The organism is Verrucosispora sp. CNZ293 (assembly GCF_002754655.1).
The window spans coordinates 5,255,984-5,267,720 of record NZ_PEFR01000001.1 but is presented as its reverse complement, the minus strand read 5'-3'; the positions used below and the strand labels follow the sequence as shown (position 1 = coordinate 5,267,720).

11 protein-coding genes are annotated in these 11,737 nt (G+C 71.7%); 2 read left to right on the top strand and 9 right to left on the bottom strand.

Annotated elements, in window-relative coordinates; genetic code table 11:
- Positions 1 to 418: 418 nt before the first annotated feature.
- Together CLT74_RS24015 and lysS are read right to left on the bottom strand one after the other, a co-directional pair.
- On the bottom strand, positions 419 to 769 hold the full coding sequence (locus CLT74_RS24015) for a histone-like nucleoid-structuring protein Lsr2 (RefSeq protein WP_308442350.1): 351 nt from the start codon (positions 767 to 769) through the stop codon (positions 419 to 421).
- 114 nt (positions 770 to 883) lie between these two features.
- Positions 884 to 2,392, bottom strand: a complete 1,509-nt coding sequence (gene lysS / locus CLT74_RS24010) for a lysine--tRNA ligase (protein ID WP_099849063.1) — start codon at positions 2,390 to 2,392, stop codon at positions 884 to 886.
- Between the two features lie 90 nt (positions 2,393 to 2,482).
- Between lysS and CLT74_RS24005 the strand changes: the two genes are divergently transcribed.
- Positions 2,483 to 3,223 carry a class I SAM-dependent methyltransferase gene (locus CLT74_RS24005; protein WP_099849061.1) on the top strand — a complete coding sequence of 247 codons (741 nt, stop codon included), beginning with the start codon at positions 2,483 to 2,485 and terminating at the stop codon, positions 3,221 to 3,223.
- 254 nt (positions 3,224 to 3,477) lie between these two features.
- Here CLT74_RS24005 and CLT74_RS24000 read toward each other — a convergent pair whose 3' ends face one another.
- The 7 genes from CLT74_RS24000 to CLT74_RS23970 all read right to left on the bottom strand — a co-directional run bounded on the left by CLT74_RS24000 (position 3,478) and on the right by CLT74_RS23970 (position 10,257).
- A complete protein-coding gene (locus CLT74_RS24000) occupies positions 3,478 to 4,236 on the bottom strand; it encodes a type III pantothenate kinase (RefSeq protein WP_093409827.1) in 759 nt (252 codons plus the stop codon).
- Between the two features lie 19 nt (positions 4,237 to 4,255).
- Positions 4,256 to 5,152, bottom strand: a complete 897-nt coding sequence (nadC, locus tag CLT74_RS23995; protein ID WP_099849059.1) for a carboxylating nicotinate-nucleotide diphosphorylase — start codon at positions 5,150 to 5,152, stop codon at positions 4,256 to 4,258.
- A complete protein-coding gene (locus CLT74_RS23990) occupies positions 5,149 to 6,843 on the bottom strand; it encodes an L-aspartate oxidase (protein ID WP_099849057.1) in 1,695 nt (564 codons plus the stop codon). Before CLT74_RS23990 ends, nadC begins: the two co-directional genes overlap by 4 nt.
- Before the next feature lie 61 nt (positions 6,844 to 6,904).
- On the bottom strand, positions 6,905 to 7,801 hold the full coding sequence (locus tag CLT74_RS23985) for a septum formation family protein (RefSeq protein ID WP_099849055.1): 897 nt from the start codon (positions 7,799 to 7,801) through the stop codon (positions 6,905 to 6,907).
- Between the two features lie 162 nt (positions 7,802 to 7,963).
- Positions 7,964 to 8,383, bottom strand: a complete 420-nt coding sequence (gene panD, locus CLT74_RS23980; protein WP_099849053.1) for an aspartate 1-decarboxylase — start codon at positions 8,381 to 8,383, stop codon at positions 7,964 to 7,966.
- A gap of 27 nt (positions 8,384 to 8,410) precedes the next feature.
- Positions 8,411 to 9,259 (bottom strand): pantoate--beta-alanine ligase, encoded by an 849-nt coding sequence (panC, locus tag CLT74_RS23975; RefSeq protein ID WP_099852750.1) that lies wholly within the window; start codon positions 9,257 to 9,259, stop codon positions 8,411 to 8,413.
- A 35-nt stretch (positions 9,260 to 9,294) separates the two neighbouring features.
- Positions 9,295 to 10,257, bottom strand: coding sequence for a DUF2520 domain-containing protein (locus CLT74_RS23970; protein ID WP_099849051.1), 963 nt, complete (start codon positions 10,255 to 10,257; stop codon positions 9,295 to 9,297).
- Between the two features lie 109 nt (positions 10,258 to 10,366).
- On the opposite strand from CLT74_RS23970, the gene CLT74_RS23960 reads away from it, so the two are divergent.
- Entirely contained in the window at positions 10,367 to 11,734 is a 1,368-nt protein-coding gene (locus tag CLT74_RS23960) for an SAM-dependent methyltransferase (protein ID WP_486582553.1), read from the top strand.
- Positions 11,735 to 11,737 lie beyond the last annotated feature (3 nt).

Genomic DNA, 11,737 nt, shown 5'->3' with positions numbered 1-11,737 from the left:
GTGCGCACTCGATCTTGGTGGTCAAGACTCTCGGCGGGGCCGGATACGCAAGCGCCCGGGACGGGCGTCCGCGCCTCATTACTCTATCGCCGCGAGCCGACTCGGCTGACCTCGTGTGTCTGCGTCGTAGGCCCGGTACGCGTCGTTTTGCACAACCATCCACGCTCAACGGGTGTTCCGGGCGTGGTCTGTGTACGCGCAGAGCGAAATTCGACCCGGCGGTCGGGACCTCCGGGAACACCGCACGGGGGCGTCCCGGCCCGGGACGGCACCACGACGGGCCATCCACAGGTTGTGGACAACGCGTCCACTGGCTGTGGACAACGCGCGGTACGCCCCGAATAGTCCCCGGCGACGGCGACGCCGACCCGGAGCGTCTCCGGGCCGGCGTCGTGGCTGACCGTACTGCGGGTCGGTCTCAGTGACCGGCCTTCGAGTGGTACTCGTCGACGATCTCCTGGGGGATCCGGCCCCGGTCCGAGATGTCCTTACCCGACTTGCGCGCCCAGGCCCGGATGGCCTTGTTCTGCTCGCGGTCGGCGGTGGCACCGCCCCGACCACGGGCAGCCCGGCCGCCGACGACCACACCGCCGCGACCGACCTTGGTGCCGTGGGCGATGTACGGGGCGAATACCTCGCGCAATTTCTCGGCGTTCGAACCTGACAGGTCGATCTCGTACTGAACACCGTCGAGCGCGAACTTGACGGTCTCGTCCGCGTCCCCGCCGTCCAGGTCATCGACCAGCTTGTGAATGATCTGCTTGGCCACGTCCCACATTCCTTTCGAGCAGGGTTGATCCTGCCAACTGCAGAAGCACAATAACCCGTCTGATGCTTGTCGCGTCAATAGGATGCGGTAACGAGGCGGAAAGTTTCCGTACGACTACTCCGGGCGGACCAACGGGAAGAGGATGGTTTCCCGAATTCCCAGGCCGGTCAGCGCCATCAGGAGGCGGTCGATTCCCATTCCCATGCCACCGGCCGGCGGCATTCCGTACTCCATCGCCCGGAGAAAGTCCTCGTCCAGTCGCATCGCCTCGTCATCGCCCCGAGCAGCCAGTTGCGCCTGGGCCACCAGCCGTTCCCGCTGCACCACCGGGTCGACCAGCTCGGAGTACGCGGTGCCCAGTTCGAAACCGAGCACGTACAGGTCCCACTTCTCGGCCAGGCCCGGCACGCTGCGGTGGGACCGGGTCAGCGGACTCGTCTCCTCCGGGTAGTCACGCACGAACGTGGGTGCCACCAGACCGGGTACGACCAGTTCCTCGAACAGTTCCTCGGCGAGCTTGCCCGACCCCCACTTGGGGTCGACGGCCAGGCCCACCTTGTCCGCGTACTCGACCAGGCGAGCGTGCTCGGTGTGCACCGTGACCTCCTCGCCGAGCGCCTCGGAAAGCACGCCGAAGAGGGTGACCGAACGCCACTCGCCACCGAGGTCGAACTCCCGACCGTCGGCGTGGGTGACCACAGTCGATCCGGAGACCGCGATCGCCGCCCGCTGGACGAGATTGCGGGTCAACTCGGCCATCGTGTTGTAGTCGCCGTACGCCTCGTACGCCTCCAGCATGGCGAACTCGGGCGAGTGCGAAGAGTCGATGCCCTCATTACGGAAGTTGCGGTTGATCTCGAAGACCCGCTCGACGCCACCGACGACGGCACGCTTCAAAAACAGTTCCGGAGCGATTCGAAGATACAGATCGGTGTCGAGTGCATTGCTGTGGGTCACGAAAGGCCGGGCGGTCGCACCCCCATGGAGCAACTGCAACATCGGGGTCTCCACCTCGAGGTAACCCTCGCCGTGCAACGAATCGCGCAGACTGCGCAACGCCGCCGCCCGGGTACGCACCATCTGCCGCGCCTGCGGACGGACGACCAGGTCGACGTAGCGCTGCCGGACCCGGGCCTCCTCGCTGAGCGGCTTGTGTGCCACCGGAAGCGGGCGCAACGCCTTGGCGGTGACCGCCCACTCATCGGCCAGCACCGACAACTCACCCCGGCGGCTGGTGATCACCTCTCCGGTCACCCCGACGTGGTCGCCGAGATCCACCAGGCGCTTCCAGTCCTCCAGCCGGTCCGCGCCGACCCGGTCCAGCGACAGCATGGCCTGCAACTCGGTGCCGTCACCCTCGCGCAGGGTGGCGAAACAGAGCTTGCCGGTGTTCCGCACGAAGATCACCCGACCGGTGACCGAGACCCGGTCGCCGGTGGCGGTGTCGGTGGCCAGGTCGGCGTAGCGCTCGCGCAACTGGCTCAGCGTGCTGGTACGCGGGTATCCGATCGGATAGGGCTGCACACCGTCGGCGAGCATCCGGTCCCGCTTCTCCCGGCGGACCTTCATCTGCTCGGGAAGGTCGTCGGCGGGGTCGACTGGCACAGGGCTCTGTTGGGTCACGGCACGCTTCCTCAGCGGGAGAATTCGGGCGGGGTCAGGGCCGAGCGTACTCAAACCCCTCCGCGACCGTTACTGGATAGTCTGCCCGCCATGACCGACCCCACCGGGGCCCTCTCCTTCGGGTCCGCCGCCGCCGACTACGACAGGTACCGCCCCCGCTATCCGGTGGCGGCGCTGCGGTGGGCGCTCGACGGCATCGACGCCCCCGCGCAACTTGTCGATCTCGGCGCCGGGACCGGCATCCTGGCGCGTGGGCTGCTCACCCTGGGCCACCGGGTGACCGCCGTCGAACCCGACCCCGGCATGCGGACCCAGCTGGCCTCTGCCGATTCCGCTGTGCACGCCCTCGACGGCAGCGCCGAGGCGGTACCGCTGCCCGACGGGTACGCCGACGCCGTCCTCACCGGCCAGGCGTACCACTGGTTCGACAGGTCACGGGCGCATGCCGAGATCGCCCGGGTGCTGCGGCCCGGTGGGGTCTTCGCCCCGATCTGGAACCTGCGGGACGACGGCGTCGACTGGGTGGCCGAGCTGAGCCGGATCGCCGAGATCGGCGACACCGTCGAGCACCTACGGCAGAGCGTCACCGACTTCGGCGACTCGTTCACCGCTCCCCAGTGGGCCGAGTTCACCCACACCACCACGCTGACCCCCGAGGAACTGCTCGGCCTGGTCCGCACCCGCTCCCACTACCTGACCGCCACACCCGCCCGGCGCGCCGAGGTCGACCACCAGGTCCGCACCCTCCTACACACCCACCCCGACCTGACCACCAGCGACACCATCACGCTCCCCTACACCACCCTCGTAGCCCGCACCCAAAAAACCTGAACCAAAGCACCAGACCGCGACAGACGGACGAGCCCCCACCACAGACGGACGAACCCCCACCACCACAGACCCCACCCGCCAGCGGACGGATGACGCGTACCCACCGAAAGGGTTTCCGGGCAGCCCGACCGGCGCAGGGATCAAGCCTGACCGCCCGGAGCCGGTCGGGCTGCCCGGAAACCCCCACCGCAACCACCGGAGCCGGTCGGGCTGCCCGGAAACCCCACCGCAACCACAAAACCAACCCAAAAGCGTCAGACGTTCCGCTCGTACACCATGCGCAGCCCGATCAGCGTGATCATCGGTTCGTGATGCGTGATAGTCCGGCACTCGTTGAGCACCAGCGAGGCCAGCCCACCCGTCGCGATCACCGCCTTCAGCTCGCCCATCTCGGCGGCCATCCGCTCGACGATCCGGTCCACCTGGCCGGCGAACCCGAAGTAGAGGCCCGCCTGGAGGCACTCGACGGTGTTCTTGCCGATCACCGAGCGGGGCCGGGTCGCCTCGACCTTGCGCAGTTGGGCGGCGCGGGCGGCGAGCGCGTCGAACGAGATCTCGATGCCCGGGGCGAACGCGCCACCGAGGAACTCGCCCCGCCCACTGATCACGTCGAAGTTGGTGGTGGTACCGAAGTCGACGACGATCGACGGCCCGCCGTAGAGGGTGTAGGCGGCCAGGGTGTTCACCACCCGGTCCGCGCCGACCTCCTTCGGATTGTCGATGGCCAACTGCACCCCGGTCCGTACGCCGGGCTCCACGATGACGCTCGGCAGTTCCCCGTAGTAGCGGGTCAGCATGGTCCGCAGCGAGCGAAGGGCCGCCGGGACCGTCGAGCAGGCGGCCACGCCGGTGATCTCGACGGCGTCGCCGGCGAGCAGCCCCCGGAACATCAGACCCAGTTCGTCGGCGGTCGAGCGGGCATCGGTCTTGATCCGCCAGGAGTGCACCAGCTTGTCGCCGTCGAAGGTCGCCAGCACGGTGTTGGTGTTCCCGATGTCGATGCAGAGCAGCACGCACGCAGCCTAGACGGGTTCACCGCGTGCGCAGGTCCAGGGCGATGTCCAGGATCGGTGAGGAGTGGGTGAGCGCGCCGACGGAGAGGAAATCCACGCCTGTCGCGCCCACCGCCGCCGCGTCGGCGAGGGTCAGCCCGCCGGTCGCCTCCAGCTCGGCCCGGTCACCGACGGCGGCGACCACCTCGGCGAGCACCGCCGGGGGCATGTTGTCCAGCAGGAGGAAGTCGGCTCCGGCCTCGACCGCCTCCACCGCCTCGGCGGGGGTGTCCACCTCCACCTGCACCGGCACCTCCGGGAACGCCTCCCGGACCCGCCGATAGGCGGCGGCGACACCACCGGCCGCGAACTTGTGGTTGTCCTTGACCATCGCGACGTCGTGCAGGCCCATCCGCTTGTTGGTGCCTCCGCCGGCGCGGACCGCGTACTTCTCCAGGGCCCGCAGCCCCGGGGTGGTCTTGCGGGTGTCCAGCACCATCGCCTTGCTGCCGGCCAGCGCGTCCGCCCAGGCCCGGGTGTGGGTGGCCACCCCGGACATGCGACAGAGCAGGTTGAGGGCGGTCCGTTCGGCGGTGAGCAGCACCCGGGTGGGGCCGGTCACCGTGGCCAGCACGTCCCCCCGGGCCACCTGCTCGCCGTCGTGGGCCACGAACGAGATCCCGACGGTACGCCCGATCCCGGTGGCCTCGGCGGCCAACTCGAACACGGCGGCGGCGACGGCCAGTCCGGCCACCACACCGTCGGCGCGGGCCACCACGTCGGCGGTGTCCGTCTGGGCAGCCGGGATGGTGGCGGTGCTTGTCACGTCGAGCCCGTCGGGGCCGAGGTCCTCGACGAGCGCGTTCTCGATGATCCGACGCACCTGGTCCGGGTCCAGCCCAGCCTCGCGCAACATCCGCTCCGTCTCGCTGGTCATCGCGTCTCCTCCCACCTGGTGGTCAACCGACCCTGTCCGCCGACGGCACCGACCAGGTGGCCGTGCCACCGCTCGTCGGCCACCGGGAAGTCCTCCCGCCAGTGGCAGCCCCGGGTCTCCTGGCGGGCGTATGCGGCGGCGACGAGCGTGGCGGCCACGGTGACCAGGTTCGTCGCCTCCCAGTCGGCGGTGCGCGGGGTGCCCCGAGCGACGCCCAGTTCGACCAGTTCGGCGGCGGTCGCGGTGAGCGTCGCGGCCGAGCGGAGCACGCCGGCACCCCTGGTCATCGCCCGCTGCAACACCGGCGTCGTCGCGGCCGGCAGCACCCAGCCGCCCTCGCCCCGCCACGCCCCGGTGTCCGCCGGGCGGGCCTGCTCGGGCAGGCCGGACGCGATGTCGTCGGCGATCCGCCGGGAGAAGACCAGCCCTTCCAGCAGCGAGTTGCTGGCCAGCCGGTTCGCGCCGTGCACGCCGGTGCAGGCGACCTCGCCGCAGGCGTACAGGCCGGGGATGGAGGTCCGACCGCGCAGGTCGGTGCGGACCCCACCGGAGGCGTAGTGCGCGGCCGGGGCCACCGGGATCAGGTCGGTTCCCGGGTCGACCCCGATGGCCAGGCACGACGCGACGATCGTCGGAAACCGCCGGGCCAGGAAGTCGCCGCCGAGGTGGCGGGCATCGAGGTGGACGTGGTCGGCGCCGGTGGCCAGCAGCACCCGGTGGATGCCCTTGGCGACCACGTCCCGGGGTGCCAACTCGGCCAGTTCGTGCTGGCCGAGCATGAAGCGTTTACCGTCGGCGTCCACCAGGTGGGCGCCCTCGCCCCGCAGCGCCTCGGAGACCAGCGGCTGCTGCGCGTGGCCGGCGCCGGGCACCCGGGAGTGCTCCGGCACGATCAGCGCGGTCGGATGGAACTGCACGAACTCCACGTCGGTGACCGCCGCGCCGGCCCGCATGGCCAGGGCGACCCCGTCACCTGTGGAGACCGCCGGATTGGTGGTGGCCGCGAAGATCTGCCCCATCCCGCCGGTGGCCAGCACCACCGCGCGGGCCAGCAGGGCACCGACACCGTCCTCACTGCCCTCGCCGAGCACGTGCAGCGTGATCCCGCACGCCGCGCCGAGCCCGCCCGGCCCGTCGCCGGGTGCCCGGAGCAGATCCAGCACCAGGGCGTGCTCGACAAGCCTGATCCACGGGTCGCGGCGTACCGCCTCGTGCAGCGCCCGCTGCACCTCCGCACCCGTGGCGTCGCCGCCCGCGTGCACGATGCGGTCGGCCCGGTGCCCGCCCTCCCGGGTGAGCATCAACGAGCCGTCGGTGTTGCGGTCGAACTCGGCACCGAGGCGCATGAGTTCCCGTAGCCGGGTCGGCCCCTCCTCGACCAGTACGCGGACCGCGGCCGGGTCACACAGGCCCACGCCGGCGATCTCGGTGTCGGAGGCATGCATGGTCGGGGTGTCGGCCGGGTCGAGCACCGCGGCGATGCCGCCCTGCGCCCACCTGGTCGATCCCTCGTCCATGTCGACCTTGGTGACCACTGTGACGTGCAGGCCAGCCTCGCGCAGATGCAACGCGGCGGTCAGCCCGGCCACTCCGGAGCCGACCACGATCACGTCGGTGGTCTCCACCCAGCCCGGCGCCGGAGCGGCCAGGCGGCTCGGCAGCACCGGCAGGCCGACGGTCGGTACGTCCATGCCCACAGTCAACCCGAATGCCTTTCGCCTCGGGCGGCGGGGGCGGGACGAGTGGTTCCGGCTACTTCGTCCGGACCGGAAGTTCGCCCGGGCCGGCGCCCTTGAGCGTCCCGGTCACCCGACGTTCGCTGAGCCACAGGTAGCAGCGGATTCCCCGGTCGCCCACCCGCCACCGGCCGGCGCTGGGCGGACGCACCACCACATCGGTACGGAAGACGAGGTCATCGTCGTCCGGCAGGCCGGCAAAGCGGGCGAGGACCGATCGGCACCCGGCGTAGAAGGGCGCCCACTGCGCGCTGCGCGTCGGGTACGGGCGGTCCGGGGCGGCCCAAACCCCGGCGAACTCGGCGTCGTGGCGCTCGGTGCACGCCACCGGAACCAGGGTCTGCACCACGCCGCCCCCGTCGGTACGCGTCTGCTGGCAGCCCAGTCGCAGCGGGGACGGAGTCCGCAACGCGTCGCGGAGCGACCCGGTACGCAGCACGACCCGGGCACCCGCCTCCACCGTGCTGACCTCCATCAGATCGCAGCGGTACCAGCGCGAGCCGGCCACCCAGCCCGGCTCGGACGGCACCGCGACCGCCAACCGGAGCCGCCCGGCCCGCCAGTTGTCACCGACGTAGCCGTTGGCCCGGTTGTCGCAGTCGGCGAAGGCGGTACGCAGTTCCGCCGAACCGGTGGACGGCGGTTCGTCGCGTGCGGCGGGGAAGGCGCCGACGTGCACCGTCTCCACCCGGTGCGGCGCGGCGCAGTCCACCGGCGCGTACGCCCCGAGCGGCACCACCTCGGCGAAGTCGGCCTCGTGACAGACCCCGACGGCCGGCGTGAAGGGCCCCGGCGGCGGCAACGCGGCCCAGTCGTCGACCAGGTCGCCATCCAGCCCCCCGGTCGACCCACAGCCGGACAGCAGCGCCGCCACGATGAAAGTGGTGACCAGGGTCCTCGTCGCACGCTGCATGACGCCGCCTCCCCCAGTCAGCGGCCGTCCCCCGACGGCGCCTCTCAGGGTAACCAGAAATGACCTTCCGGTGACAGACCGGATTCGCGGTGTGATCGCCGCAGCCGGTCGGGAAGGGCGCGGGGATGCCGAGCAAGCCTGGCACCCGGAGTGGACCCCCCGCTACACCGACAGCGGGTTGGGCACCGGGGTGCCGGCGGTGCCGGGAGCGGCGACCGACGGATCGGCACCGAGGTCGACGACCTTGTTGTCCGCGTCCACATGCACCACCCGAGGGCGGTACGTCCGCGCCTCGGCATCGTCCATCTGCCCGTACGAGATGAGGATGATCAGGTCGCCGGGCTGCACCAGGCGGGCGGCGGCACCGTTGATACCGATCACACCGCTGCCCCGCCGGCCCGGGATCACGTACGTCTCCAGCCGGGCGCCGTTTGTGATGTCGACGATCGCCACCTGCTCGCCGGGGAGCAGGTCAGCGGCGTCGAGCAGATCCTCGTCGACGGTCACCGAGCCGACGTAGTGCAGGTCCGCCTGGGTCACCGTGGCCCGGTGGATCTTGGACTTGAGCATCGTGCGGAACATCGGGACGCCTTTCGGGTTCAGGTGTGGTCAGGAGGCCGGGTCGAGTCGGACCGGAGCGTTGTCGATCAGCCGGGTGCCGCCCACCCAGGCCGCCACCAGCAACCGGGCCGGGCCACGGACCGGCCCGGGCTCCAGATCCGGATCGGTGAGCACCAGGTAGTCGAGGCGCGCGCCGGGTTCGCCGGCGCCGAAGGCGACGTGCGCCGCGGTCAGGACCGCTGCGGCATCGCCGCCGGCCGAGGCGGCCTCGGCGCCCGCCCGCAACGCCCGGGACAGGCTCAACGCCACAGTCCGCTCGGCCGGCGAGAGATAGCGGTTGCGGCTGGACAGGGCAAGTCCGTCCGGTTCCCGGACGGTGGGCACCCCGATCACCTCGACCGGGACGTCCAGGTCCCGGCACATCCGCCGGACCAGGGTCAGCTGCTGGTAGTCCTTCTCGCCGAAGAAGGTCAGGTCCGCGCGGGTGAGCTGGAGCAGTTTCAGCACCACGGTGAGCACGCCGTGGAAGAAACCGGGCCGACTCAGCCCCTCCAGGTCCTCGCCGAGCGGCCCCGGGTTGACCCGGACCGCCGGCTCGCCGCCGGGGTACATCTCCGTCACCGAGGGCGCGAAGACCAGGTCCGCGCCGGCCCGCCGGCACACTTCAAGATCGTCTTCCAGGGTACGCGGGTAGCTGTCGAAGTCCTCGTTCGGCCCGAACTGGAGCGGGTTCACGAAGATCGTCACGATCACGTGGTCAGCGCGCGACCGGGCCTCCCGCAGCAGCGTCTGATGCCCCTCGTGCAGCGCACCCATGGTCATCACCACGGCCACCGTCCCGGTCCGGGCGGCTCGCGCCCTGGCCAGGTCGGCGCGGGTGTGTACCAGCTCCGTCACCTGCTCCACCTCGCTCGACACCTCTCCCCCGGCGGTCACGCCGCCACCCCGCTCCGGTAGCCGTCCAGGACGCCGAGCAGGGGTGCCGCGTCGGCCTGACGTAGCCGGCCGGCCGCCACGGCCCGGTCGGCGGTACGCCGCGCCAGGACGAGGTACGGCTCGACCGACTCGGGCGCGGTGGCGGCGAGCCGCGCCAGGTGCCGTCGCACCGTGCCCGCGTCGCCACGGGAAACCGGGCCGGTCAACGCGTCGTCGCCGAGGCGCAACGCGTTCTCCAGCGCGGCCCGCAGCAACGGGGCGAGCACCTTCTCGGGCTGGCCCACCCCGGCGTCGCGCAGCCGGTCGCCCGCCTCGTTGACCAGGGTCACCAGGTGGTTGGCGCCGTGCGCCAAAGCCGCGTGGTACAGCGGCCGGTCCGCCTCGGCGATCCACTCGGGCACCCCGCCGAGGTCGACCACCAGTCGGGCGGCAAGCGGGCGCAGGTCGGCCGGCGCGGTCACCCCGTACGAGATGCCGGGCAGCCGGCCGAGGTCGTCGGGCGTGCCGGCGAAGGTCATCGCGGGATGCAACGCCAGCGGTCGGGCACCGGCCGCGCTGGCCGGTGCCAGCACCGCCAGGCCGTGCGCCCCCGACGTGTGCGCGATCACCTGGCCGGGACGCAGTGCGCCGTCGGCGGCCAGGTCGGCCACCACCCCGGCCAGCGCGTCGTCCGGTACGGCGATCAGCAGCAGGTCGGTGGCGGCCCGGGCGACCTCGGCCGCCGGACTGGGTGAGACGGTCGGCAGGAGCAGCGCCAGGCGGGCCCGGGAGGCGCCGGACTCGCCGGTGGCGGCGACCACCCGGTGGCCCGCAGCGGCCAGCGCGGCACCCAGGGTGGCACCCACCCGTCCGGCGCCGATGACTCCGACGGTGAGCACGGAAGCGGTGGCGACCCGGGCCGATGCCACGGTCGCGGGCCGCCGAAGGGCGGCCGAGTGGGTGCGCGGCAATGCGCTCATGTCACGATCCAGTCCTCGAGACGGGGTACCGGTCGGGGCAAGTATGCGTCGCTGACGCGGATCTGAAACAAGGATGTGTGAAATCGTTCACCGGTGTGAGGAGGGCCCCATGTCGATGCGCTGGCGGGACGCGATGCGGCGGGCGCTCTACGGGCCCGACGGCTTCTTCGTCTCCGGTGCCGGACCGGCGGCCCATTTCCGGACCAGCGTGCACGCCTCTCCGATCTTCACCTCGACGCTGCTGCGGTTGATTCACCAGCTCGACGCCGCCCTGGGCTTCCCCGACCGCTTCGACGTGGTGGACCTGGGTGCGGGGCGGGGTGAACTGCTCGGCGCTCTCTCCGCTGCGGTCACCGTGGGGGTTGCCGGGGAGCCCGCCCGCTCCGGGCGGTCAGGCTTGATCCCTGCGCGGGCGGGCTCCCCGGAAACCCTGACCACCACGGCCGCCGTCCGCCCCTGCCCGGGTGGTGTCTCGTCCGGGTCCGCCGATTCGTCGCCGTCGGCGCCGGTTCCGCTGGCTCGGCGGGTACGGTTCACCGCCGTCGAACTCGCCCCGCGCCCCGAGAACCTTCCCGACCAGATCGCCTGGACGAACCAGATCCCCACCACCATCACCGGCCTGCTCCTGGCCACCGAGTGGCTCGACAACATCCCCCTCGACCTCGCCACCCACACCGACCACAACTGGCACTACCTCCTCGTCGACCCCACCACCGCAGCCGAGACGACAGGCGAACAAATCAGCCCCGCTGACCTCGACTGGCTGACCACCTGGTGGCCCTCCCCGACCGACCAGCCTCCCGGGGCGTGGACCAGCACGGACGACCCGGACCCCCCTCAGCAGACCGCAACGGACGGGTCGGGCTCGACCAGGTCGGGTTTCCGGGCAGCCCGGCCGGCGCAGGGATCAAGCCTGACCGCCCGGAGCCGGCCGGGCTGCCCGGAAACCCCCACGGACCACACCCTTACGGACCGCATACCGCAGATGGGGCGGGCGGAGATCGGGCGGACCAGGGACGAGGCGTGGGCCGACGCGGTCGGGCACGTCGACCGAGGGCTGGCGTTGGCCGTGGACTACGGCCACCTGCGTGCGGAACGGCCGATCGACGGAACGCTCACCGGGTACCGGGGCGGACGACAGGTGCCCCCGGTGCCGGACGGCTCCTGCGACGTCACCGCGCACGTCGCCATGGACTCGGTCGCCTCCGCCGGTGAGCGGGTCGCCAGGTGTGCGTACGTCCTGACCTCGCAGCGGGAGGCGTTGCGAGCGCTCGGGGCCGACGGTGGGCGACCGCCGCTGAGCCTGGCCGCCAGCGACCCGGCCGGCTACCTGCGGGCGCTGGCCACCGCGTCGGCGGCGGCCGAGCTGACCGACCCGGCCGGCCTCGGCGGCCACCTGTGGCTGTGGCAGCCGGTCGGCCTGCCCACCGACCGGCTACCACCCCTTGCGGTCCTCGCCGACGGACCGCGCAGCTGATGG

What these genes read in the sequence shown, in the direction of transcription:
- CLT74_RS24005 (WP_099849061.1), top strand. Translation starts at nt 2,483, where the DNA reads ATGACCGACCCCACCGGGGCCCTCTCCTTCGGGTCCGCCGCCGCCGAC.
- nadC (WP_099849059.1), bottom strand. Translation starts at nt 5,152, where the DNA reads ATGACCAGCGAGACGGAGCGGATGTTGCGCGAGGCTGGGCTGGACCCG.
- CLT74_RS23990 (WP_099849057.1), bottom strand. Translation starts at nt 6,843, where the DNA reads ATGGACGTACCGACCGTCGGCCTGCCGGTGCTGCCGAGCCGCCTGGCC.
- CLT74_RS23985 (WP_099849055.1), bottom strand. Translation starts at nt 7,801, where the DNA reads ATGCAGCGTGCGACGAGGACCCTGGTCACCACTTTCATCGTGGCGGCG.
- panD (WP_099849053.1), bottom strand. Translation starts at nt 8,383, where the DNA reads ATGTTCCGCACGATGCTCAAGTCCAAGATCCACCGGGCCACGGTGACC.
- CLT74_RS23970 (WP_099849051.1), bottom strand. Translation starts at nt 10,257, where the DNA reads ATGAGCGCATTGCCGCGCACCCACTCGGCCGCCCTTCGGCGGCCCGCG.
- CLT74_RS23960 (WP_486582553.1), top strand. Translation starts at nt 10,367, where the DNA reads ATGTCGATGCGCTGGCGGGACGCGATGCGGCGGGCGCTCTACGGGCCC.